The sequence below is a fragment of the Pseudomonas sp. TE3644 genome (assembly GCF_056278815.1).
Genome location: NZ_JBWBQF010000001.1, coordinates 2,037,487 through 2,060,403, shown reverse-complemented (window position 1 = coordinate 2,060,403; position 22,917 = coordinate 2,037,487). Strand labels below are relative to the sequence as shown.

Below are 22,917 nucleotides of genomic sequence, written 5' to 3'. Positions count from 1 at the left end.
CCATCAGCCCAGCGCTGCGGCTTGCAACGCCGTATCGGCGAGGAAGCGGCTGGCGCAATGATCGACGAAGGTGCGTACCTTGGCCAGCACCTGCCGGTCTGCCTGGTACAGTATGTTCACCGGGAACGCCGGGGTCTGAAACGCCTCCAGCACCACCTCAAGCTCGCCCTTCTCCACCCACTGCGCCGCCTGGTAGGACAGCACCCGCGTCAACCCCCAGCCCAACCGCGCCGCATTGATGGCTGCCTGGTTGGAACTCACCAGCAGGCGCGGTTGCGGGTGCAGGACCACCGCCTGCCCCTGGCGCTGGAAATGCCACTCGGTGAGCAGGTTGCTGGCCGAAGACATCACCACCGGCAGGGCCATGACCTCTTCGGGCTGCGTGGGCCGGCCGACGCGGTCCAGAAAACCCGGCGCGGCGCACACCACCGGGCGGATGCTGCCCACCTGCACGGCCTGCAGACTGCTGTCCGACAAGGTGCCGATGCGCACGGCCACGTCGACGCCCTCTTCCACCAGGTTGACCAGGCGATCCACCAGCACGGCGTTGATGGTGACCTGCGGGTGCCGGTCCAGGTAGTCGGTGATCAGCGGCATCAGAAACGACTCGCCGAACATCACCGGCGCGGTGACCGTCAGGTTGCCCCGGGCGCGCAGGGTGCCGCCGGCGGCCAATTCCTCGGCCTCCTCCAGCTCCAGCAGGATGCGCTTGCAGTCCTCCACATAGCGCCGCCCGGCCTCGGTCAGGCGCAGGCTGCGGGTACTGCGTGCCAGCAACAGCGTGCCCAGTCGCGCCTCAAGCCCGGCGATCACGCGCGTCACGCTGGGCGGCGACATACCCACCACCCGAGCGCCTGCGGCGAAGCTCTCGGCCTCCACCACGGCCAACAGCACTTTCATTTCCAGAAACCTGTCCACGCTCGCCCGCCTTACAGAACGTCAATGGGCACCACTGTAGCTGCTGCCTGCGGCGGCTTGCTACGGGAGGGTGTGTAGCGCGTCGATCGCGTCGCCTGCATCGCGGCCAAGGCCTGCTCCTACCTCGGACCGCGTAGGAGCCGACTTTAGTCGCGATGCAGACGACGCGCTTTCAAGCCAGGCGCTGCTACGCGTTGCCAACACACGGCTCACCAAGCCCCGCCACACAACGTGTTATCGACCACGTTAATGATAACTATCGAACGAGCCGCCTGTCGGTTTGCCGACATCGGCCCCTATAATCGCCGCCAATCACCCCTCCCCTCGCCTACAGCAGGCGACATCCCCTCTGGAACCCAGCACGATGCCAAGCACCCGCCAGGCCCCTCATGGCCTCCCCGAACATGACCAACAGAGCGTCAGCCAACAATGGCTGGCTATCCTCTCGGTCGCCGTGGGCGCTTTCGCCCTGGTGACCAGTGAATTCCTGCCCGTGGGCGTACTCAACGATGTCGCCAGCGACCTGGGCATCAGCGCCGGCCACGCCGGGCTGATGGTGACCCTGCCCGGTATCATGGCCGCCCTCGCCGCCCCGTTGTTGTCGGTGGGCATTGGCGCCATGGACCGGCGCTACCTGCTGATCGGCCTGACGCTGATCATGATCATCGCCAACGGCGTGGTGGCCTACGCCAGCGACTTCAGCCTGCTGCTGTTCGGGCGCGTACTGCTGGGCATCAGCATTGGCGGTTTCTGGGCCACGGCCATTGCCCTTAGCGGGCGCCTGGCGCCCAAGGGTGTGGGCGTGGCGCAGGCCACGTCGATCATCATGGTGGGCGTCACCCTGGCCACGGTGCTGGGCGTGCCCGTGGGCACCTGGCTCAGCGGCCTGATGGGCTGGCGCATGACCTTCCTGATCACTGCTCTGGTGGGCGTGCCGGTGCTGCTGGCGCAGATGTTTTTGCTGCCGCGCCTCACCCCCGAGAAAGCCATTCGCGTCAGTGACTTGCCCGCCCTGTTCATCAACCCGCAAGCCCGTATCGGCTTGATCGCGGTGCTGCTGATTGGCCTGGCGCACTTTGCCGCCTACACCTACGTCGCCCCGTTCTTCAAGCAAAGCGCCGGCTTCGACGGCCCCACCATTGGCTCGTTGCTGCTGCTGTACGGCGCGGCCGGTGTGGTGGGTAACGTGTTCGCCGGCTTCGCCGCCAACCGCAGCGTGCGTTACACCCTGCTGCTGGTGGCGCTGATGATCGCCGTCAGCACCGCCCTGTTCCCGCACTTCGCCACCGGCATGACCGGCGCGGCGATGCTGATCGCACTGTGGGGTTTCGCCTTCGGCGCGTTCCCGGCCTGCGCCAGCATCTGGATGTTCGTGGTAGCGCCCAAGGATGTCGAACGCGGCATGCCGCTGTTCGTGGCCATGTTCCAGGTGATCATTGCGCTGGGGTCGTTCTTCGGCGGGCAGATCGTCGATCAGTTGGGCACTTCGGCGCTGCTGAGCCTGGCTACGGCGCTGGTGGGTTGTGGTTTTGTGACGGTGCTGGTGTTGGGGCGCAATGTGAGCAATAGCTTGGTGGGCCAGCCTGGCTGAAGCCTGCCAGGCACGGTAGCCGCTGCCGCCAGGCTGCGCTGGCCGCTGTGCCCCCCCCGGGATTTCCAGCGGGGCACAGGGCCAGCGCAGCCTGGCGGCAGCGGCTACGGTATGATGCGCGATCACAAGCGCAAGGACGTCGTATGCGTAAGGATTACCTCGCCTTCTTCACCTCGCTGTTCCTCTCCAGGCTGGCCGACCAGATCCTGCTGTTCATCGTCCCGCTGGTGGTGTTCCAGACCACCCAAAGCGCCTCATGGGCCGGCCTCGCCTTTTTCGCCGAGTCCCTGCCGCGATTCCTCGCCTTCCCGGTGTGCGGCGCCCTATGCGATAAGTACCCGCCCATCAAGGTGCTGCACATCAGTCAGTTGGTCCGGGCTTTATCGTGTGTGCTGGCGATGGTGCTGTACGCAAGCCTGGGCGGAATCGCCTGGTTGGTGGCGCTGTCGGCGCTGTGCGGGGTGCTGACCACGCAAGGGGTCATGGCCCGTGAAGTGCTGATGCCAAAGGTTTTTCAGCACTACAGCTACACCCAGACGTTGTCCTATTCCCAAATCGCTGACCAGACCGGGCTGGTGCTCGGGCCGCTGGTGGCCGCGTTGTTGCTGCAGGTTTGGGCCTGGCATTGGGTGGTGCTGCTGATTGCAGGGCTGTTCCTGCTGGCAGACCTGTGCATGGTGGCGTGGCAGCGTCTTAGCCGTATCACGTTGGAGGTTTTCGAGCAGCATCAGGACATCTGGCTGCAACCGGTGCGAATTGCCTCGGGTCATATCCGCACCCTGCCGGAGCTGAAGAAGATCATCACCCTGGCGGCAGGCGTCAACCTGATCGTCGGTGTCACCCTGGCGACGTCGGCGGCCATGGTGGTCGGGCAGTACGGCGCGGGCAAGGACAGCTATGCGGCGTTGCAGGCGGCGGGCGCGGTGGCGACGATCGCGATCCTGTTTGTGCTGGCGCGGGTTGTGCTGCCCCTGCGGTTGCTCGGCGGGCTCGGCTATTCAATGATCGCCATCGGGGGCGTGATCAGCGCATTGAGCCCGAGCGTGGGCGGCTATGTGCTGGGGTTTGTGCTGATCGTCGGTTTCGACAAGATGTTCAACGTCTACATGCGCTCTATCCGCCAGCGGGTGATACCGCCGCAGGACTTTGGCAAGACCGTCGGCGTGATCACGCTGCTGAACAACCTGTCCCAGCCACTGGCAGGGTTACTGGTGGCGTTGCTGGCGGTGCCTTTGGGCACCCGGGCAGTCATCCTAATGTTGGCCGTGTTGACGATCATCCTGGGGGCATTCGCGACCTGGTGGTTTGCGAAAGTGCGCGCGACCGTCTCGATCTCGACTCAGGCAAGCGAGCCCGGCCAACCCGCTAATTAACAAGCATAACGACCTACTTCACTTCAAACGCGTCATAGACCACCGCATTGCCAAGGCGCATGGCACTGCCCACCCCCACGGTGTGGTTGAGCCAGGCGTAGCGAGGTGCGGCGGTCTCGAACTTCAGGGTGATGCGGAACTGGTACAAGCCAGGGTCGACGTCCTCCCCCGCAGCGACCTTCTTCATCACCTCGGCGGGGCCGAAACGGTACCCCTCGGTGCGCAGATAGATCAAGGCGCCATCGTCGGTCTGCAACAGGTAACGGGTGTCGATGATCGCCACGCCGTCAGGGGTCACCACCTGCCAGTCCGCGCCGTTGTCGAGAATAGTGCCTTTGAGCCGCGGACCTTCGAAGTGCCCCCCGGTGATGGGGATGATGCGCCGCTTGCCTTGGCCGCTGGTGGCCCCCAATTCCCAGATGGGGGCCACCAGATCAACGCTGAAGCGCGCCAGGGGCTCCAGCTTCAGAGGGGGCGGGTCGTAAGTGGCGGCTTGCGCCAAACAGGCGCTGGCGGTGAGTGCCAGGAGGGGGAGCTGTTTGCGAAGGTTCATGATGGCGGGCAGTCCGTTGTTGTTATATTGAATAACAACATTAACTATTTTGACGATCGAGATGCAATAGGCCTGCGGAGCCGCGGCGGTCTTGGAACCGTGGCGTCAGCATCGCGGCCAAGGCCGGCTCCTACGCTGTCCGTGGTAGGAGCCGGCCTTGTGATCGACGCAGCCCTGTAGCCGCTGCCGCCAGGCTGCGCTGGGGCCATGCCTCGCTGGAGATTTTCAGGGCTCACGCGGGCCTGCGCAGCCTGGCGGCAGCGGCTACAGGGCCGGCGCTGGCTTAATAAAAACGCAAAAAATAGTTGTGTTTATCCACTATCGGTACTAATTGTAAAAGCCAAGGTCGCTCAGACGACGCTTGTGCCCCGCGTCACTTTTCAACTTTCTGCCCTCGCTCACGCAGGGAACCCGGAATATGGATCGTGCCCCCGCTGTCCCCAGCGCGCCCCCCTTGCTGTCGGTGCAGGCACTGACGGTCAGGTTGCCCGCCGGCATGGAACGTGCCCACGCCGTGGAGCACGTCAGCTTCGACCTCAACGCTGGCGAGATCCTGTGCATCATCGGTGAATCAGGCTCCGGCAAATCGGTGACCGCCAACACCCTGATGGGCCTGCTGCCCGCCTCCATCGCCGTTACCCACGGGCAGATACTGTTCAACGGCCGCAACCTGCTGGCCTGTGACGAACCCACCCTGCGCGGCTTGCGCGGGCAAGCGCTGTCGATCATTTTCCAGGACCCGCTGTCGGCCCTGAACCCGCTGATGACCGTGGCCGAACAACTGATGGAAACCCTGGCCGCCCACGGCGTCAACGACCCACAGGAGCAGCAGCGCCGGACACTCGCGCTACTGACCGAAGTGGGCCTACCCGACCCCGCGCAGTTGCGCCACCAGTACCCCTTCCGACTGTCCGGCGGCCAGCGCCAGCGGGTGATAATCGCCATGGCCCTGGCGCTGGACCCGCAATTGCTGATTGCCGACGAGCCCACCACTGCCCTCGACGTGACCACCCAGGCGCAGATCCTGGACATGATCCGCGCCCTACAGCGGCGCAAAGGCATGGGCGTGATGTTCATCACTCACGACTTTGGCGTGGTGGCGGAGATTGCCGACCGCGTGGTGGTGATGGAAAAAGGCCGCGTGGTGGAACAGGGCCCCGTCGAGCAGGTGCTGCACATCCCGCAGCACCCCTACACGCGCAAACTGCTGGCGGCCGTGCCGCGCATGGCCCGGCACAACCGCGAGAATGCCCGCCAGGCCCCGGTGGTGCTCAGCGTGCGCGAGCTGTGCAAGACCTACGTCACCCCCGGCCGTTTCTTCACCAAGGGCCGCACCGTCCAGGCGGTGAACAAGGTCAGCTTCGAGCTGCGCGAAGGCCGCACACTGGGCATTGTCGGCGAGTCGGGCTCGGGCAAGTCGTCCCTGGGCCGGCTGCTGATGAAACTTATGCCCAGCGACAGCGGCAGCATCCACTTCGACGGCCATGACATCTGCAGCTTGTCGCAAGCGGCGTTCCGGCCGCTGCGGCGCTACATCCAGATGATCTTCCAGGACCCCTTCGCCTCGCTCAACCCGCGCCACAGCATCGGCAAGATCCTCACCATCGGCCCCCACGCCCACGGCGTGGCCTATGAAAAAGCCCGCACCAAGGCACTGAAACTGCTCAAGCTGGTGGGCCTGGACGCCAGCGCCTTCGAGCGCTACCCCCACGAGTTTTCCGGCGGCCAGCGCCAGCGCATCGGCATTGCCCGTGCCCTGATGTTCGACCCCATGGTGCTGATCGCCGATGAAGCGGTATCGGCGCTGGACGTGTCGATCCAGGCGCAGATCATCGAACTGCTGGCCACGGTGCAGCGGGAAACCGGGGTGGCGATGATTTTCATCACCCACGACCTGCGCATCGCCAGCCGCATCTGCGATGAGGTGGCGGTAATCCACCAGGGCGCAATTGTCGAGACCGGCGCGCCGCATCAGGTCTTCAACCACCCTGCGCATCCCTATACCCAACGCTTGCTGGCGGCTGTGCCGCGCAGCGACTGGGCCCATTGAGGAGCACTGCCATGACCGCGCCGCTGCCCGCCACCCAGGTGGCACACGTCGATTTGGGCGCCCTGGGCCACCTGCTCAGTTTCTTCATTCGCAGCCTGAGCATCGCCGTGTCCCAGGACCTCGACGACCAGCTCAAGGGCCTGGAAGTGGCCCAGGGCACGGGCAAGATCAGCACCCTGCTGCTGGTCAACGACCACCCCGGCATCCGCCCCTCGGTGCTGGCGCGCATGCTGTTCAAGGACCGCGCCGCCATGGGCCGCATCGTCGAAACCATGGCCGCGCAGGGCCTACTGACCCGGCAGACTTCGGCCCATGACCACCGCGCCCAGGAGCTGTACATCACCGACCGCGGCCGTGAACTGGCGGCCACCGTGACCACCATTGTCACCCGCCAGTCCCGCGCCTTCTTCCACGTGCTCGACGATGCCGAGCATGCGCAGGCCATGCGCCTGCTGCAAAAGGTTTACCGGCGTATCACCGGCGTTGCCCCGTGACGCCGTCCCAATGCCCGCTTGAGGAGACCAACTGAATGCCCGGCCCTTATGTAGTACCCGTGCACGGCGACCACGACCTGCCCGATGAAGTGGATGTGGTGGTGATCGGTGGCGGCATCATCGGCGCCTCCACCGCGCTGGAACTGGCCGAGCGCGGCGTGCGCGTGGCGTTGTGCGAGAAAGGCGGCATCGGCCATGAACAGTCCAGCCGCAACTGGGGCTGGGTGCGCATTTCGCGCCGCGACCCGCGCGAAGTGCCGTTGATGGCCCATGCCCTGGACATTTGGAAAGGCCTGGACCAGCGCCTGGGGCGCGACACCGGCTACCGCCGCGCAGGCATCATTTTCACCTGCGCCGACGAAACCGAATACGCCAACCATGAGCGCTGGAACCGTCACCTGGCGGGCTACGGCCTGGAGTCGCGGATGCTCTCCTCTCACCAGTTCAAGGCATTGCTGCCGATGCAGAACATGCGCCTGGAGGGCGCGCTGTACACCGCCGCCGATGGCCGCGCCGAGCCGCAGAAGGCCGCCCCGGCGATTGCCGAAGCCGCGCGCGATCAGGGCGCCAAGGTGTTCGTCGAGTGCGCGGTGCGCGGCATTGAAACCTTCGCCGGGCGCGTCAGCGGCGTGGTCACCGAACGCGGCAGCATCCGCTGCAACGCCGTGGTGCTGGCCGGGGGTGCCTGGTCCAGCCTGTTCTGCGCCAACAATGACCTGCGCCTGCCACAGCTCAAGGTGATGAACTCGGTACTGCGCACCCAGCCCCTGCACGGCGGCCCTACGCAGGCTATCTGGAGCAAGGATTTTGCCGTGCGCCAGCGCCAGGACGGCGGTTACACCGTGGCCAACGGGCACGAGAACATTGTCGATGTGGTGCCCGATTCATTCCGTTTCGCCAAGGATTTCGTCCCGGCGCTGAGCAAGGAATGGCGCTCGCTGAGCCTGCGCCTGGCCGATCGCTTTTTTGTCGAGGCACGCATGGCACGGCGCTGGGCCTTGGACGAAGCCAGCCCCTTCGAATATGCCCGGGTGCTGGACCCCAAGCCGTCACGCGCGCTGTCGGACGCGGCCCTGACCCGGCTGGCCGACGCCTTCCCGGTGTTCCGCCAGGCGCAGGTGGCGCAGCGCTGGGCCGGTTACATCGATGCCACGCCCGACGCGGTGCCGGTGATTTCGGCGGTCGACAGCCTGCCCGGCTTTCACATCGCCACCGGGTTTTCCGGCCACGGCTTCGGCATCGGCCCGGCGGCCGGGCGGCTGATGGCTGACCTGGTCACCGGCAGCACACCCATCGTCGACCCCGCGCCGTTCCGTTTCTCGCGCTTCAGCGATGGCTCGAAAATAGAAGTCATCAGCGGCTTCTGAGCCCTTGAACACCACACCAACAATAACGTGCTCCGCCCTTTTCCAGTACTGCCCCACCCTTTTGCACGGAATAGAGCAATGACTGAAAAGACCCCAGGCACCCTCCTCAACCCCACCCGCCGCCAGGCCCTGACCCTGCTGGGATGGGCCGGCGCCGGCTGCACCCTCGGCGGCCTGTTCGGCGCCACCGCCGCCTTGGCCGCCGACAAGACCCTGAACAAGCAGATGATCATCGGCTTCTCCCAGGAGCCCACGGTGTTCAACCCGCACCTGCTGCACATCGAAGTCGATGACGGCGTGCAGTTCGGCCTGTTCGATTCGCTGTACCGCATCACCGACAAGGGCACCTTCGAACCGTCGCTGGCGGTGGAAGTGCCCACCCAGGCCAATGGCGGCATCTCCGGCGACGGCCTGCACTGGCGGGTGAAGCTGCGCGACGACGTGACCTGGCACGACGGCAAGCCCTTCACCGCCAACGACGTCAAGTTCACCTTGCAGCTGCTGGTAGACCCGGCGTTCCGCAGCTGGCGGCGCACCGGCCACGAGCTGGTGCGCGACCTCACCGTGGTGTCGCCCACCGAGCTGACCTGGCGCATGGACAAGCCCTTCGCACCGTACGCCGCCATCTTGTGCGACACCTTCATTGTCCCCGAGCACCTGCTGGGCCCCGTGGCCGACAAGAACAACGCGCCTTTCAACAACGCGCCCATCGGCACTGGGCCGTTCAAGTGGGAGCGTCGGGTGGCCGGCGACTTCATCGAGTTGAGCGCCAACAAGCAGTACTTTGGCCCCGGGCCTTACCTGGAAAAGATGATCTTCAAATACGTGCCCGACATGACCGTGATGTACACCCAGTTCAGCACCGGCGACATCGATGTGGTCGGCTTGCAGGGTATCTCGCTTGAGCACTACGGCGAGTCGAAGAAACTGCCGGGCAAGACCGTGGTGAGCTTCGACGATTCCACTGTCGAGAGCTTCAGCTTCAACCTGGCCAAGCCGCAGTTCAAGGAACTGGCGGTGCGCGAGGCGCTGTACCTGGCCGTGGACAAGGCCACCATCCTGGATGCCCTGTATTACGGCCTGCCCTCGCCCACCGAGACCTACGTGCCGCTGCAGTCCTACTACCACAACCCCAACCTGCCCAAGCATGAGTACAACGTGGCCAAGGCCAACGCCACGCTGGAGGCGGCCGGCTGGAAGAAAGGCGCCGACGGCATCCGCGCCAAGGACGGCGTGCGCCTGGCGTTCACCAATTCCACTACCGCCGGCAACCACCTGCGCGAGCAGATGCAGCAGTTTTTGCAGCAGTCGTTCAAGGAAGTGGGCGTGGAAATGAGCATCGCCAACCTGCCGCCCGCGGTGATGTGGGGCGACTACTGGATGATGTCGAAATTCGACTCGGTGATCGTCGCCCTCAACTACCTGACCGCCGCCGACCCCGACACCTCCGACTATTTCAAATCCACCTCGATACCGGCCAAGGGCGGCGCCGGGCAGAACACCTGGCAATACCAGAGCGCCGAGGTGGATAAGCTGCTGGCCGAAGGCGGCGCGCAATTCGATCCCGAAACCCGCCGCGCCACCTACTTCAAGCTGCAGGAAGTGGTGCGCCGCGACCTGCCGTTTTTACCGCTGTTCCCGTTCACCGAAGTGCGCGGCTACAAGGCCGGGGTCAACAACTTTGTGCCCAACATCAATGTGCGCATCGACACCTGGAACATCGGCGACTGGCGCTGGAGCTAAATCCTCGCTTGGCGTTTTGCCGGCGTGCCGTCCTGGCACGCCATCCATTGCCTTGGAGACACGCCCATGCTGCAATTTCTGTTGAGCCGTTTGCGGCAAAGCCTGGTGCTGCTGCTGATCGTGTCGGCGGTAGGCTTTGCCGTGCTGACCCTGGCCCCGGGCGGCCCGCTGTCGCACTACGCCCTGACCCCCGGCATGACCCAGGAAACCCTGGCGCGCATCGCCGATCAGATGGGCCTCAACCGCCCCCTGCCGGTGCAATACCTGGACTGGCTCGGCCGCCTGCTGCGCGGTGACTGGGGCCACTCCTACCGTGACAACCAGCCAGTGCTGAGCATCATCGGCCAGCACCTGTTCGCCACCTTGCTGTTGATGGGCAGCTCGACCCTGCTGTCGATGATCATCGGCACCTTCATCGGCGTGCGCAGCGCGCTCAAGCGTGGCTCGGCGTTCGACTTCTTTGCCTCGGTGGGCGCCATGGTGGCCATGTCGATCCCCACGTTCTGGTTCGGCCTGGTGGCCATCTACCTGTTCTCGGTGAAGCTGGGCTGGCTGCCCTCGGGCAACATGTTCACCATCGGCAGCGAGAGCGTGGGCGACTATTGCCTGCACCTGATCATGCCGTGCCTGGTGCTGGCACTGGTGAACGTCTCGGTGTGGAGCCCGTACATGCGCAGCGCCACCCTTGAGGTGGTCAACCAGGACTTCGTGCGCACCGCCCGTGCCAAGGGCCTGGCGCCACGCCGGGTGCTGCTGCGGCACATCATGGGCAACGCCCTGCTGCCGATGATCAGCCTGGCCGGCATGCAAGTGCCAACGCTGCTGGGCGGCGCCCTGGTCACCGAAACCGTGTTCACCTGGCCCGGCATCGGCCGCCTGTTCCTCGACAGCCTGGGCTATAGCGACTACCCGGTGATCATGGGCCTGCTGATGCTCTCGGCCATCCTGACCTTGCTGGGCAACCTGTTCGCCGACGTGCTGACGGCCCTTGTCGACCCTCGTATTCGCCTGACCCAGGAGGCCCGCGCATGACCAACCTTGCCCTCGCACCGCTGCCCGGCCGCCTTCGCTGGTGGCGCCACCGTGGCGTGCAGCGTTTCTGCCGCAACCGCCTGGCCGTCACCGGCAGCGTCATTCTGCTACTGCTCACCGCCGCCTGCTTCCTCGGCCCACCCCTGCTGCCCTACACCGAACTGACCATCGACCTGCGCGCCCGCTTCGCCGCACCGTTCTCCGGCCCGCACCTGCTGGGCACCGACCCGCTGGGCCGCGACCTGGCCGCCCGGCTGCTGATGGCCGGGCGCATCTCGTTGCTGGTGGGCTTGTGCTCGATGCTGCTGAGCACCCTGGTGGGCGCGGCAGTGGGCATCGTCGCCGGCTTCTACGGCGGCCGCGTCGGCGCGGTGCTGATGCGCGTGGTGGATGCGTTCCTGGCGTTCCCGGCGATTTTCCTGTTGCTGGTGCTGGCCGCCTTCACCCACCCTTCGGCGCTGATGATTACCCTGATCATCGCCCTCACCAGCTGGATGGAAGTGGCCCGGGTGGTGGAAGCCCAGGTGCGCTCACTGCGCGAACAGGACTACATCCAGGCCGCCCGCACCCTGGGCCTGCGCAACTCGACGCTGATGTTCAGCGAGCTGCTGCCCAACGCCATGGGCCCGATCATCGTCGCCGCCACCCTCACCGTGGGCCGGGCGATTTTGCTGGAAGCCTACGTCAGCTACCTGGGCTACGGCATTCAGCCGCCGCTGCCCAGTTGGGGCAACCTGCTCAACGGGGCGCAGCAGTACTTGCTGCAGGCGCCTTGGCTGGCGCTGATACCCGGGGTGGCGATTGCGCTGGCGGTGACCAGCTTCAACTTTATCGGCGATGGGCTGCGTGATGCGCTGGATGTGCGCAGTGGGTCGCGTTGAACGAGGCAACTGTCTTGGCACTAAAGTAGGCTCCTACGCCGTCCGGGGTAGGAGCCGGCCTTGGCCGCGATGCAGACGACGCGGTTGACACGGAAAGACGCGATGCATCAGATATACCGCGGCGGTGCAAATCTTGTAGCCGCTGCCGCCAGGCTGCGCTGGCCAGTGCGCCCACTGGAGATCTCCAGCGAGGCTCAGGGCCAGCGCAGCCTATCGGCAGCGGCTACGCTGGCCATTGGCAGAATGGCGCTGGATAATCCTCTGCACTCAGTAGCAAGCAGGGACTGCTCATCCGATGTCATTTCTCGTCTTGTTTAAAGTGTTCGCTGCCATCGCTGGCACTCTATGGTCAGCATGGCGAACGATCAAAGTACTGCGCATGACAGAAGGCTCAACGGTAGAAGGCCGTGTCACCTACGTTGAAGGCAAACCCGGTATCGGCGGTCAGCCTTTGCTGACCTTCAGCTATACCGCCAACGGGCAACGGTTTCACAAAACCTGGAACGAGACGCTGGACCGCAATTCGCAGACCAAACTGATGGCGGCCATCAGCCGATACAACCGTGGCGACACTATCGAGGTCTGGCACGCCAAGGCCGATCCCGAAGTGTGTTGCATTGGTCCACGCGTGGCGCCGCTTGAGTATGTAAAAGGGAAGCTTGCCGAGTGGGTGGAAAACCTGGCGGCGCTGTTTCGTTGAACGGGCAGGCGCACCATTGAGGATAACGACAGGCTGGCAGGGAACACCATGGACCTCATCTTTGACGTGCTGATCAACCTATTGGCTCATCGCCTTGGCGTTTACGTGCTCAAACTGCTCAGCGGCGGGCGTTTCAAGGGGGAAAGCGGCTTTGCCTGGGGCTGGGCGTTGGTCGTCGGGAGCCTGGTGATGCTGGCGCCGTTTGTGGGGATTATCGCTTGGTTGATCTACGCTGGGGACCGGTAAGGTCGGGGCTGATTTTGGCCTGAGCCCATACGGGTAGCGCCAAGGCGTGCAGGACCTATGGCTTGCAACGGCAGAATTTCAAAACAGGCATTTTAACGTTCATCCTGAAACCCAGCAAAATGGACGAGCAGGCGTATCAGGAAATGGGCGCGCAACTGCGACAACTGGCGCCCGATGAGATGGTGCTCTACACCTCCGGTCGTGCGTCGCTGGAAGCCTCGTTCAAGCACCAGCTGCTGGCACGCGCCTACGGCACCAACAACCTGGCCCGCCCAGAAAGCTCATCCTGCACAATGGCGCCGCACGGTTTCCCGCAGTTGTCCGGCTCCTGGCGGGCGAACGCTTCAGCCTGTTCGTCAATGGCGTCGACCAGCTTGAGCCCGCCCATGCGGTTGAGCAGAGGCGTCGAAATTTCGATCTCGCAACGCTCGCCTCGCGGTGACGACTGTTGATCACCACACGCCCGCTACCCACGCACTTGTTGTTACAGCCCGCTACCCCAGGTCCGTGCCGTCTGATGGTCAAGCTGTACGAGGATCGCGGCCAGACATTGAGCGAAACCGGCTGGGTCCTCCAGCATCATCAGATGGCCTCTATCGGCCAGCAGGGTCAGGCCGTGGCTGGCAGAACGCGCCCAGCCCGGGATGTCCCAACCGGCGACCGAGCGCCCCCCTGCCAGCAGGTGCACCGGCGTGCCCTCAAACAGTCGCTGCAATTGCTCTGGATAGTCTGGCGCACCGGTAATCGCCACCACGGACTTGGCCATCGCCTGCAACGTATCCGCCGGTTGGTGCGCCAGCCATACCTGTGCGCGCTCAAGCAATGGCGCCTCGGGCGCAAGCCCGGCCTTGGTGAGCCAGGTGTCCGGCTGCGCGCGATAGCCGGCCAGCATGTCGACAACCTCATGGGCGGGAGCACGCGCCACCGACGAAGACCAGAACGCATCCTTGAGACTGAAATTACCCTCCACGCTGACCACCCCGAGCACCCGCTCCGGGTAGCGCAAGGCAAACAGATACGCCACCACCCCACCAACGGAATGGCCGACCAGGTGTACTTTACGCTCACCAAATTGCTGCGCGATTTTTTGCTCAAGGTGCTCGACCTGCGTTGCAATATCGATAACTCCCGCCTGGCGCGCAGCTTCACAGCCATAGCCAAGCAGGTCGGGGGCTGCCATTGGCCGCCCTGAATACGCTTGCTCGTTCAGTTGCGATTTCAAGGTTCCAATCAGGCCATTGATAAAAATGACCGGGGTCTGTTCGCCAGTGTTCATGGTGTTTTCCTTATGTCTAACGTTGAGCAACCCCTTAGTTAACACGCTCCCGAACACCTCTACTACCTCTCAGATCAGATAGGTTGCGAGGTATTCCCGAACTCACTAGATTCCGCGGCGAGCCGGAGTGCCAACACCGGCTAAGCGATTGAAAGACAATAGTAAGCGCCAGGGCAGGCGCACTTTTTCAGGACATTCACATGGACGTTCCGACTGACGTTGGCACTCGCAGTGGAGCGCAGAAGATGCCGCGCTACTCGGTTGATATGTTGTTAAATGCAGAACTCAACCCCTCATTGCACGAGCACGCCGATGCCTGCCTGGCGTTGATTGAACAACGCTTCGCTGGCGCCCCTGCCCGGTTGCAGCTCGACCCAGGCGCGCTCAACACTACATCGCCCCAGCACATCGCCAGCACACTCCTCGAACGCGCCAGCGCTGCAAGCCTTGACTCATGCCTGTATCTGCCGTGCACAGGCCCCGAGGACTTCATTGCCCGTCAATATGCGCCGCAGGGGCTGGCCCACGGCAGCCTATTGCATAGTGCCTCGAGCGCCTGCCGTTCACACCTGCCGCTGTCTTGCCTGCTGCATCGCATGCACAGTTCCCAGGTTGGTGAGGCGCGGCTGGACCGCAACCCCAATCGCGTGTATCGCCAATTTCTTGAGCACCAGGGCATTTATTTGCCGGCGATTTCGTCACCCCGAGCAGCGCGCGACCCACGCCTGCTGCCGGATGCCTGGACCCTCACGGAGCTGCGCCTGAGCCTGGCGAGCCGACCTGAAAAGCACATGGCAAAACTGCTCGGCGCCGCGCTGTTTGAAACGGTCTACCCACTGCCGCATCTCGTCCGCGCGCTGAGCTGCACGGCTTATTTGCAGCAGATGCAGTGGCTGCAAGCGCAGCGCCTTGACACAGTCATCGCCGACGCCATCGCGCATTTCCTGAGTAGCCCAGACGCCCCCCTGATCGACGCCTGCCGGGAAATTGAAGCCGGTTTCAACCTGAGCTTGGCGATCATGCAGCAATGGCTTGAAGGCCTGCAGCACTGGGTCGCACAAGGACGGACAGGGTCGCGGCAACAGATGATCCGGCTGGTTCGGCACAAGGCCAAGTATGCCCAGGGTTATCACGCCAACATGAAAATCGATGGCCTGGCGTTCGACGAGTTGATGCGCAGCAACCCCGCGCGGTTTGTCGACGCCTTGGGGCGTTCGCGCTGGGTAGTGCCCGGCCAGCCTGAGCGCAGCCGGTTGATCAACGAACTGATCAGCTTCAAAGGCCCAATGTTTCGCATTTTCAACGACGCCGACCTGGTGGTGATCCGCAACTGGATCGATGATCTCGCCGAACACGCGCCTGCGACAGTACCCGTAGTCGAGGACGTCGCGCCAGCGTCCCCCGGCGACCCTGGCCAGCAGATAAGTGAGCCCTTGCGCCTGCCGCGACGCATCCGCGCGCGCACGCTGTACCACCAGTTGATCAATATCGAGCGCTTCCCGGACGCGCGCCTGCAAGCACGCGCTTTCGCGGTACGCTGGCTAGCCCAGACCCGCGCCAATGCCATGCCTGAGGACGCCACCCTGCCACTGCCTGTTTACGACGTCGAGCAACTGCGCGCCTGGTATGACGCCAAGGCGCTCGGGCAGGTGGAGGCTTACACGCGCCAGCGCGACATCGAAAAGTCGAGGGAACAGGTCATCGATGAAGCCGTATCACTGTGCCCGATGATTTTCGTCGATGGTGCCTGGCTTCAACACTGGTGCGCCCCTGGGCTGCTGGACAGCCCCACCGGCTCGCTGCTTTACCAGATTTATTCGGATGAAATCGGCAACGGCGACATCCGTCAGAACCACGCGAACATTTATCGTCAGTTGATGACGGCGATGGGCGTCGAGTTGCCGGACTTCGAACAACAAGCCTTCGTAGACTGGGAAGGTTTCGATGATGACGATTTTGACGTGCCGACGTTCTGGTTGTCGCTATCGCTGTTCCCACGTCACTTTCTGCCGGAAACCCTGGGGCTGAACCTGGCCATGGAAATGTCGGGGGTGGGCGGCGCGTACCGCCAGGCGCGCGACGAACTGCGTCACTACGGATTCCCCACGCACTTCGTCGATCTGCACAACACTATCGACAACGTTGCCACTGGCCATTCGGCCATGGCGCTGCAGGCAATCGAAGGCTTTATGGACGAATGCGCACACTTGCCAGAAAGCGCCCAGGCATTGTGGCAACGCATCTGGATCGGCTATCGCGCCTTGCGCGCCCCGCACAAGAACCTGAAGAGCTGGTGGGCACGCAACACCCCTTACCCTTCCCCAACCTTATCTCGCTGAATCGAGGACGCATACGTGACTTGCTATGTACTTGGCATTTCCGCCTATTATCATGACAGCGCCGCAGCGCTGTTGGGCGATGGACACATTGTCGCGGCCGCTCAGGAAGAGCGATTCAGCCGCAAGAAACAAGATGCTCGATTCCCGCGCAATGCGATCGACTTCTGCCTGGAGCAAGCAGGTATCACGCTTTCCCAGGTCAACCATATTTATTACTACGAAAACCCTTACAAGAAACTCAGCCGCATCGGCGCGACGTATCTGAATTTCGGCATCAAGGGCATGGGCTCGTTCCTGAGTGAAATACCCACCTGGCTGACTGAAAAAGTCCACGTCAAGCGTACCTTGAAGCGTGAGTTTGCCAGCTGCCGTACCGCGGACGGGCACTGCCCTGCCATCAGTTATATCGACCATCACCAGTCCCATGCGGCCTCGGCGTTCTACGCCAGCCCCTACGACGAAGCGGCGGTGCTGTGTATCGACGGCGTCGGCGAATGGGCCACCACGTCCGCTTGGTGGGGCACTGGCAAGGACCTGAAGCCGCTGTGGGACATCCGCTTTCCCCATTCGCTGGGCCTGTTGTACTCGGCCTTTACCTATTTCTGCGGGTTCAAGGTCGACTCAGGCGAATACAAACTGATGGGCCTGGCCCCCTACGGCAACCCGGTCTACGCGAAAACCATTCTCGACCATTTGATCGACGTAAAAGACGACGGCAGCTTCTGGCTCGATATGTCGTACTTCGATTACGCCGTCGGCGATTGCATGGTCAGCGACAAATTTGCCCAGCTATTCGGTGGCCCTCGTCGCGAACCCGAAAGCCGGATTACCCAGCGCGAGTTTGACCTGGCGGCCTCGGTACAGCAGGTGCTGGAAGGCGTTATTCTCAAGCTGGCCCAGACCATCAAGGCGCAAACCGGCGCCCGCCATTTGTGCATGGCCGGCGGCGTGGCACTCAATTGCGTCGCCAATGGCAAATTGCTGGAGTCGGGTATCTTCGAGTCGATCTGGGTGCAACCTGCCGCCGGCGACAGCGGCGGGGCCTTGGGGGCCGCCTACACCGGCTGGTACGAACGCCGGCAGGCGGTACGTCCTAGCCAGGTGGCAGACCGCATGGCCGGCTCGTTGCTCGGCAGTTGCTACAACGATGATCAGGTCGAAGCAGCATTGGATGCCTGCGGTGCCGTCTACCGAAAACTCAGCGATGAAGAACGCAGCCAGATCGTCGCCGAAAAACTCGCCGCCGGCCGGGTGATCGGCTGGTTCCAGGGCAAGATGGAGTTTGGCCCGCGCTCACTGGGCTCGCGGTCGATCATCGGTGACCCGCGCAACCCGAATATGCAAAGTGTGATGAACCTCAAGATCAAGAACCGCGAATCATTTCGCCCGTTCGCCCCGGCCGTGCTGGAAGAACACGCCGCCACGTGGTTCGACTTGAACGGCAGCAGCCCGTACATGCTGTTTGTGGTGCCGATCAGCGCCGCGGTGAGTTTGACGCCGGTGATCGACAAGCCGCTGCAGGGCATCGAAAAACTCAAGGTGGTGCGCTCGCACATCCCTGCGGTAACCCATGTCGACTATTCGGCTCGCGTGCAAACCGTCAACCAACATTCAAACAGCGCCTTCCACGCACTGCTGCAACGCTTCCACGCCATCACCGGCTGCCCGGTGCTGATTAACACATCGTTCAACGTGCGCGGCGAGCCCATCGTCGAAACACCGCAAAGCGCCTATCTGTGCTTCATGCGCACGCACATGGACGACTTGGTCATCGGCCGCTATGTGATGGAAAAAGACCAGCAACCGGCGCTGCAAGGCGACGGGGATTGGCGCACCGAATTCGAACTGGATTGATCACTCGACCACCCGCCCACTGACCGGACCTGCTCACCATGCCGACCTTGTTCAACTATCTGCTCGTGCCAGTGCTGGCACTGTTGTTTATCGCCCTGCTACCGGTGGGGCTTGCGCTGTCGATCTTCGTCGACCCATTGCAATTGAAGCGCAAGCAGTCACTGCCCAGCTACTTCAACCTGGCCTCGACGGCTAAACGCCCACCCCTTTGACCCGTACAGGTACGCCATGCCAACAGCTGCCCTTTCCCACGAAGCTGCGGTGCAGGAAGTCTATCGGTTGACCCCACAGATCCGTGAATACGATGAATTCATGTACCTGGGTGTGCGCTGGTTGCCCTACACCATGTTCTTCCATCATCCCAACTATCGCTCGGAGGTGATCAATACTGACGCCTTTGGCTTTCGCCTGAGTCGCTACCGCGATACCCAGGTGAGTGTCGCCCAAATGCCGGTCGACGCACCGGTGAATATTCTGGTGGGCGGCTCGACCACCCTGGGCACCGGCGCATCCACTGATGACTGGACCGTAGCCTCGCGCCTGTCGGCCCACAGCGGCGCACCCTGGATCAACTTCGGCGGGCGCGGCTACAACGCGGTGCAAGAAGTGGTGATGTTCCTGATGCACCAACATCGCTTTCAGGCCATCCAAAACGTGGTGGTGTTCAGCGGCATGAACACCCTCACCCTGGAAGGCCTGCCGGACGAATTGGCCACCGAGCATGGGCGCTATTACTACTCGTACGAGTACGACCATTACATGGGCAAGTACAACGACGACCTGAAGAGGCGCACCAACACTTACGCCTCCCACCTGGATAAACGCGTCGGGTGGTTAAGCCGGTTCAAGCACTACCTGGACGGCCAGGTCAATCAGGCAAACCCGGCAGACAAAATCCTCGATGACAGCGCCACCGACAATGCGCAGCGGCTTGAACGGGCGGCCTGGGTCGTGAGCAACGCCCTCAAGCAATGGCAGCAATTACTTGCCCCGTTCAACGCGCGCCTGACCTTCGTACTGCAGCCCATGGCCTATTGGACCCGCGACTTTCTGACCGAGGACGAAGAAGCGGTGTTCCATGCAATCGACAGTTGCCCGAACAACTTCTGGCGGTTATTCAGCCAGATCCTGCGTCCCGAAAACCACGCGCCGTTTGCGTCGGCAATCGAGCAGGAATGCCGGCGACTGGGCATCGACTTTTTCGACATGAACCTGATGTACCGGCATTCACCCCTGCTGTCACAGACGGTCTTCGTCGACCGCGTGCACTTTAACGACGCCGGCTATGACGAAGCCGCCCGGCTTATCCACCACCACTTGACTACCCAGTGAGCCCAGCATGACAAACAAACGAGCCCGCGGCCTTCCACCGGCCGGCAAGCCAGCGTCCAAAGGTTTTCTTGGCACGTTCAAGCAGGTCCTCAGCCGCCTGTTCAAACGCAAGACGAAAAAACCCAACTCGATCTATCCACTGCGCTGACGCCAACCCTCATTCGCCAAGGAAGACCCCATGCAAATTTTTTCCATGAAACCCGGGCACGATGGTGCCGTGGCCCTGATCGACACTGACCAGCAAAAGTTGCTGTGGTCGTTTGAAGCCGAGAAAGACAGTTTCCCGCGCTACGAAGCCTTCAATCCCCATCAGTTCGTCGAAGCGGCCGGTTTGATGGACCAGGTGCCTGACGTGGTCGCGATCAGCGGCTGGGGTAAAAACTCGTTGGATGAGGGCGCCTCGATTGGTGCCGGCTACTACGGCATAGCAGATGAACAAGCCTTGGTTGAAGCGCGCAACCTGTTTGGCAAGCAAGTCCAATACTTCAGTTCCAGCCATGAAAGCTCGCACATTTGGTGCGCCTATGGCCTGTCGCCTTATGAGCAAGGTCGCCCATGCTATGTGTTGGTCTGGGAAGGCGCATTGGGTGACTTTTACTTCATCGACGAGCACCTCCGGGTGCAGCACCTGGGGTCGGTGATGAAGACCCCGGGCAATAAATATGGCTTCCTCTATGCACTGGCAGACCCGACGTTCACCCTGCCCAAGGGCAAGCTGCGCTTCGAGGACCCGGGCAAATTAATGGCGCTGTGTTCCTACGGTGCGTCCGGCGATATGACGGCCCAGGAGCGTGAACTCACCGACTTCCTGCTGGACCGCGACAGCATTCTGCTGAGCCTGGCCAAAGACGACCTGAAGGACTCGCCGTACTACAACATTGGGCTGGAACACCCTGACTTCACCCGCATGGCAAAGCGTTTCTCGGACGCCTTGTTCGATCGCTTCTACCAGTACGCCAAGCAACACCTGACTCAGGGCAAGCACCCTCTTCTGGTGGTGGGTGGCTGTGGTTTGAACTGCGACTGGAACACCATGTGGAAAGACTGTGGCCTGTTCGATGACGTCTTCGTGCCACCGTGCACCAACGACACCGGCTCTGCCATCGGCACGGCCGTAGATGCCATGCGCCGCCTCACCGGTAAGGCCAAGGTCAGCTGGGATGTGTATTGCGGCCAGGCGTTCGTCGATGATCGACCGCACATGCCGGATGTGCATCGCGAGCCTCTGGATCCTGCGAAACTGGCTGAATTCATCGGTACCGGACACATCATTGGCTGGGCTCAGGGCAACTGCGAGATCGGGCCACGCGCGTTGGGTAATCGATCGATCCTGGCCGAGCCGTTTTCGACGCAAACACGCGACCGCCTCAACGCCATCAAAAAGCGCGAGGGCTTTCGCCCCGTCGCCCCCATTTGCCTGGAAGAAGAGGTGCACCGGCACTTCGACTGGCAGGGCCCGTCACCCCACATGCTGTATTTCCAAAAAGTCATCAACCATGACCTGGGCGCCATCACCCACGTCGACGGCACAGCACGGGCACAAACCGTGAACGCGCAGCAGAACCCCAGCATCCACGCCCTGCTCAGTGCCTTCCGGGACCGTTTCGGCGCTGGCGTGCTGTGCAACACATCGCTCAACTTCAACGGCACGGGCTTCATCAACCGCACTAGCGACCTGTACCAGTACTGCAAAACCAATGGGCTGGACGGCTTCGTCTACAACGACACCTTTTGCACCTTCAAACCCACAGTTTAAGCCCGGACCCTCTCGCCAGGAAACGCCATGAAAAAGAAAATCCTCTACGTCTACTCAATCGGCGGCCCACCGCTGGATTACTTCTACCCCAGGATGGTCAACCGCGCCTCGGTCCACACCTGCATTGTCAGCCCTGTGTCGGCCTACAATCGCGAGGTCATCGAACGCTATAGCGATAATGTGGAAGACTTCAGCGGCCTGAGCGCCGACGCCGCCATGGAGCGGGTCTACGCCTACGCCAGGAAGATCAGCCCTGACGCACTGTTCTCGTTTGCCGAGTTTCTCCTGAACTCGGTCTCGAACATGGCTCAATCCCTGGGACTGCGCGGGGTGGGACCCAACGTCATGCTGGCTCGCAACAAAATTCTGATGCGCCAGAAATGGGCGACTGCGGGCATACCGCAACCTTTGTTCTGTCCGGTCAGATCGTTGGATGACCTGTCAGGCACACGTCAGTTGCGCCTGCCGTTCCTGATCAAGCTTGCATACGGCGCAGGTTCCATCGCACAGCAAATCATCCGCCACCACGACGAAAGCGAAAGCGCGGTAATGCGAATGCTGGACCTGACGGAAGTCACACGTCAGCAGGGTGACCATGAGTTCAGCGAAAGCCAGGGTTTCCCGCAACTGATTGCCGAGGAAATCATCGAATCGACCACCGACTCCTGGTACGAGGAAGAGGGTTATGGCGATTACCTGAGCGTTGAGGGCCTGGTGCGCGACGGCCAGTACTACCCGATCGCAATGACCAGCCGGCTGCGCACTATCGAGCCATTCACCGAGCTGGGCAATGTGGCGCCGTGTGTACTGGGCAGTGAGAAAAAACAACGGATCGTGCAGTGGGTGAGCCGCTCCATCGATGCCCTGGGGTTGCAAAACTGCGCGACCCATACCGAACTCAAGCTGATGGCCAATGGTGAAGTGTCCTTCCTGGAAACCGCGGCGCGCATGGGAGGCGTGGCGATCGCCAAGGAGCTTGACGAGGTATTTGGCGTCGACTATGTCGGCCTGTTCCTGGACATCATCCTTGGCAATGAGTGCGAGATTCCCGCCTTTGAAGAGAACCCCCCGCGCTGTGCGGCGGCTTCGATTGCCTTGATCGGTTGCAACAGCCTGGGCACCCAATGGACGTCCTCGCGGGTGTTCGAGCCCAGCCAGGTGGACTGGAAAGCACTCACCGGCCACGAGACGTCGGTAAATGTCGAGCTGGCGCAATCCATTTCGCCTGGCGCGGCCTTCCCGCCTTACGACCTCTCCGGCGGCGTACTCAATTATGCCGGGCAAGCGTTTCTGATCAGCACTAACGCCAGTACGCTGAAAGCGTCAGCCTACAAGCTGCTGGATGGGCTCGAGCACCAATTGCCTGAATCCGTATGACCCGGACGGCAGCTGCGGCTGCCCGACCACTTTTT

The 22,917-nt window shown here is 62.6% G+C and carries 21 protein-coding genes; 18 read left to right on the top strand and 3 right to left on the bottom strand.

Features of this window, described 5'->3' with window-relative positions; all coding sequences use genetic code 11:
• Positions 1-3 precede the first annotated feature (3 nt).
• Entirely contained in the window at positions 4-900 is an 897-nt protein-coding gene (locus ACZ9GA_RS09205) for a LysR family transcriptional regulator (RefSeq protein WP_457362975.1), read from the bottom strand.
• A 382-nt stretch (positions 901-1,282) separates the two neighbouring features.
• Between ACZ9GA_RS09205 and ACZ9GA_RS09200 the strand changes: the two genes are divergently transcribed.
• Positions 1,283-2,509 (top strand): MFS transporter, encoded by a 1,227-nt coding sequence (locus tag ACZ9GA_RS09200; RefSeq protein ID WP_457362976.1) that lies wholly within the window; start codon positions 1,283-1,285, stop codon positions 2,507-2,509.
• A gap of 143 nt (positions 2,510-2,652) precedes the next feature.
• Complete coding sequence (locus ACZ9GA_RS09195; RefSeq protein ID WP_457362977.1) at positions 2,653-3,882, top strand: MFS transporter; 1,230 nt, start codon at positions 2,653-2,655, stop codon at positions 3,880-3,882.
• A gap of 13 nt (positions 3,883-3,895) precedes the next feature.
• Here the strand turns inward: ACZ9GA_RS09195 and ACZ9GA_RS09190 are convergent, their stop codons facing one another.
• The gene (locus ACZ9GA_RS09190; protein WP_457362978.1) at positions 3,896-4,435 is read right to left on the bottom strand and encodes a DUF3237 domain-containing protein; all 540 of its coding nucleotides are present in this window, start codon (positions 4,433-4,435) and stop codon (positions 3,896-3,898) included.
• Positions 4,436-4,853: 418 nt separating this feature from the next.
• Here ACZ9GA_RS09190 and ACZ9GA_RS09185 point away from each other — a divergent pair, with 418 nt between their 5' ends.
• From ACZ9GA_RS09185 to ACZ9GA_RS09145, 9 genes are all read left to right on the top strand, one after another.
• Positions 4,854-6,485 (top strand): ABC transporter ATP-binding protein, encoded by a 1,632-nt coding sequence (locus tag ACZ9GA_RS09185; RefSeq protein WP_457362979.1) that lies wholly within the window; start codon positions 4,854-4,856, stop codon positions 6,483-6,485.
• 11 nt (positions 6,486-6,496) lie between these two features.
• The gene (locus ACZ9GA_RS09180) at positions 6,497-6,979 is read left to right on the top strand and encodes a MarR family winged helix-turn-helix transcriptional regulator (RefSeq protein WP_457362980.1); all 483 of its coding nucleotides are present in this window, start codon (positions 6,497-6,499) and stop codon (positions 6,977-6,979) included.
• 35 nt (positions 6,980-7,014) lie between these two features.
• A complete protein-coding gene (locus ACZ9GA_RS09175; RefSeq protein ID WP_457362981.1) occupies positions 7,015-8,346 on the top strand; it encodes an NAD(P)/FAD-dependent oxidoreductase in 1,332 nt (443 codons plus the stop codon).
• A gap of 78 nt (positions 8,347-8,424) precedes the next feature.
• Positions 8,425-10,089, top strand: a complete 1,665-nt coding sequence (locus ACZ9GA_RS09170) for a peptide ABC transporter substrate-binding protein (protein WP_457362982.1) — start codon at positions 8,425-8,427, stop codon at positions 10,087-10,089.
• 66 nt (positions 10,090-10,155) lie between these two features.
• Complete coding sequence (locus ACZ9GA_RS09165) at positions 10,156-11,121, top strand: ABC transporter permease (protein WP_457362983.1); 966 nt, start codon at positions 10,156-10,158, stop codon at positions 11,119-11,121.
• Positions 11,118-12,002, top strand: a complete 885-nt coding sequence (locus ACZ9GA_RS09160) for an ABC transporter permease (RefSeq protein ID WP_457362984.1) — start codon at positions 11,118-11,120, stop codon at positions 12,000-12,002. Before ACZ9GA_RS09165 ends, ACZ9GA_RS09160 begins: the two co-directional genes overlap by 4 nt.
• A 295-nt stretch (positions 12,003-12,297) precedes the next feature.
• Positions 12,298-12,702 carry a DUF3592 domain-containing protein gene (locus ACZ9GA_RS09155; protein WP_457362985.1) on the top strand — a complete coding sequence of 135 codons (405 nt, stop codon included), beginning with the start codon at positions 12,298-12,300 and terminating at the stop codon, positions 12,700-12,702.
• Between the two features lie 48 nt (positions 12,703-12,750).
• Complete coding sequence (locus ACZ9GA_RS09150; RefSeq protein WP_457362986.1) at positions 12,751-12,948, top strand: hypothetical protein; 198 nt, start codon at positions 12,751-12,753, stop codon at positions 12,946-12,948.
• Positions 12,949-13,010: 62 nt separating this feature from the next.
• The gene (locus tag ACZ9GA_RS09145) at positions 13,011-13,400 is read left to right on the top strand and encodes a hypothetical protein (RefSeq protein WP_457362987.1); all 390 of its coding nucleotides are present in this window, start codon (positions 13,011-13,013) and stop codon (positions 13,398-13,400) included.
• A gap of 32 nt (positions 13,401-13,432) precedes the next feature.
• Here ACZ9GA_RS09145 and ACZ9GA_RS09140 read toward each other — a convergent pair whose 3' ends face one another.
• The gene (locus ACZ9GA_RS09140) at positions 13,433-14,224 is read right to left on the bottom strand and encodes an alpha/beta fold hydrolase (protein ID WP_457362988.1); all 792 of its coding nucleotides are present in this window, start codon (positions 14,222-14,224) and stop codon (positions 13,433-13,435) included.
• 200 nt (positions 14,225-14,424) lie between these two features.
• Between ACZ9GA_RS09140 and ACZ9GA_RS09135 the strand changes: the two genes are divergently transcribed.
• The 7 genes from ACZ9GA_RS09135 to ACZ9GA_RS09105 are packed head-to-tail and all read left to right on the top strand — an operon-like array spanning position 14,425 to position 22,882.
• A complete protein-coding gene (locus ACZ9GA_RS09135) occupies positions 14,425-16,563 on the top strand; it encodes an iron-containing redox enzyme family protein (RefSeq protein WP_457362989.1) in 2,139 nt (712 codons plus the stop codon).
• Positions 16,564-16,578: 15 nt separating this feature from the next.
• Complete coding sequence (locus ACZ9GA_RS09130; protein ID WP_457362990.1) at positions 16,579-18,417, top strand: carbamoyltransferase family protein; 1,839 nt, start codon at positions 16,579-16,581, stop codon at positions 18,415-18,417.
• A gap of 38 nt (positions 18,418-18,455) precedes the next feature.
• Positions 18,456-18,629, top strand: coding sequence for a hypothetical protein (locus ACZ9GA_RS09125; RefSeq protein ID WP_457362991.1), 174 nt, complete (start codon positions 18,456-18,458; stop codon positions 18,627-18,629).
• A 16-nt stretch (positions 18,630-18,645) separates the two neighbouring features.
• Complete coding sequence (locus ACZ9GA_RS09120; protein ID WP_457362992.1) at positions 18,646-19,749, top strand: SGNH/GDSL hydrolase family protein; 1,104 nt, start codon at positions 18,646-18,648, stop codon at positions 19,747-19,749.
• A 7-nt stretch (positions 19,750-19,756) separates the two neighbouring features.
• Positions 19,757-19,897, top strand: a complete 141-nt coding sequence (locus tag ACZ9GA_RS09115) for a hypothetical protein (RefSeq protein ID WP_457362993.1) — start codon at positions 19,757-19,759, stop codon at positions 19,895-19,897.
• A gap of 30 nt (positions 19,898-19,927) precedes the next feature.
• A complete protein-coding gene (locus tag ACZ9GA_RS09110) occupies positions 19,928-21,505 on the top strand; it encodes a carbamoyltransferase C-terminal domain-containing protein (protein ID WP_457362994.1) in 1,578 nt (525 codons plus the stop codon).
• Between the two features lie 27 nt (positions 21,506-21,532).
• The gene (locus ACZ9GA_RS09105) at positions 21,533-22,882 is read left to right on the top strand and encodes an ATP-grasp domain-containing protein (protein ID WP_457362995.1); all 1,350 of its coding nucleotides are present in this window, start codon (positions 21,533-21,535) and stop codon (positions 22,880-22,882) included.
• Positions 22,883-22,917: the final 35 nt, after the last annotated feature.

What these genes read in the sequence shown, in the direction of transcription:
- ACZ9GA_RS09165 (WP_457362983.1), top strand. Translation starts at nt 10,156, where the DNA reads ATGCTGCAATTTCTGTTGAGCCGTTTGCGGCAAAGCCTGGTGCTGCTG.
- ACZ9GA_RS09105 (WP_457362995.1), top strand. Translation starts at nt 21,533, where the DNA reads ATGAAAAAGAAAATCCTCTACGTCTACTCAATCGGCGGCCCACCGCTG.
- ACZ9GA_RS09205 (WP_457362975.1), bottom strand. Translation starts at nt 900, where the DNA reads ATGAAAGTGCTGTTGGCCGTGGTGGAGGCCGAGAGCTTCGCCGCAGGC.
- ACZ9GA_RS09160 (WP_457362984.1), top strand. Translation starts at nt 11,118, where the DNA reads ATGACCAACCTTGCCCTCGCACCGCTGCCCGGCCGCCTTCGCTGGTGG.
- ACZ9GA_RS09170 (WP_457362982.1), top strand. Translation starts at nt 8,425, where the DNA reads ATGACTGAAAAGACCCCAGGCACCCTCCTCAACCCCACCCGCCGCCAG.
- ACZ9GA_RS09125 (WP_457362991.1), top strand. Translation starts at nt 18,456, where the DNA reads ATGCCGACCTTGTTCAACTATCTGCTCGTGCCAGTGCTGGCACTGTTG.
- ACZ9GA_RS09185 (WP_457362979.1), top strand. Translation starts at nt 4,854, where the DNA reads ATGGATCGTGCCCCCGCTGTCCCCAGCGCGCCCCCCTTGCTGTCGGTG.
- ACZ9GA_RS09135 (WP_457362989.1), top strand. Translation starts at nt 14,425, where the DNA reads ATGGACGTTCCGACTGACGTTGGCACTCGCAGTGGAGCGCAGAAGATG.
- ACZ9GA_RS09120 (WP_457362992.1), top strand. Translation starts at nt 18,646, where the DNA reads ATGCCAACAGCTGCCCTTTCCCACGAAGCTGCGGTGCAGGAAGTCTAT.
- ACZ9GA_RS09180 (WP_457362980.1), top strand. Translation starts at nt 6,497, where the DNA reads ATGACCGCGCCGCTGCCCGCCACCCAGGTGGCACACGTCGATTTGGGC.
- ACZ9GA_RS09150 (WP_457362986.1), top strand. Translation starts at nt 12,751, where the DNA reads ATGGACCTCATCTTTGACGTGCTGATCAACCTATTGGCTCATCGCCTT.
- ACZ9GA_RS09190 (WP_457362978.1), bottom strand. Translation starts at nt 4,435, where the DNA reads ATGAACCTTCGCAAACAGCTCCCCCTCCTGGCACTCACCGCCAGCGCC.
- ACZ9GA_RS09140 (WP_457362988.1), bottom strand. Translation starts at nt 14,224, where the DNA reads ATGAACACTGGCGAACAGACCCCGGTCATTTTTATCAATGGCCTGATT.
- ACZ9GA_RS09195 (WP_457362977.1), top strand. Translation starts at nt 2,653, where the DNA reads ATGCGTAAGGATTACCTCGCCTTCTTCACCTCGCTGTTCCTCTCCAGG.
- ACZ9GA_RS09115 (WP_457362993.1), top strand. Translation starts at nt 19,757, where the DNA reads ATGACAAACAAACGAGCCCGCGGCCTTCCACCGGCCGGCAAGCCAGCG.
- ACZ9GA_RS09200 (WP_457362976.1), top strand. Translation starts at nt 1,283, where the DNA reads ATGCCAAGCACCCGCCAGGCCCCTCATGGCCTCCCCGAACATGACCAA.
- ACZ9GA_RS09175 (WP_457362981.1), top strand. Translation starts at nt 7,015, where the DNA reads ATGCCCGGCCCTTATGTAGTACCCGTGCACGGCGACCACGACCTGCCC.
- ACZ9GA_RS09155 (WP_457362985.1), top strand. Translation starts at nt 12,298, where the DNA reads ATGTCATTTCTCGTCTTGTTTAAAGTGTTCGCTGCCATCGCTGGCACT.
- ACZ9GA_RS09110 (WP_457362994.1), top strand. Translation starts at nt 19,928, where the DNA reads ATGCAAATTTTTTCCATGAAACCCGGGCACGATGGTGCCGTGGCCCTG.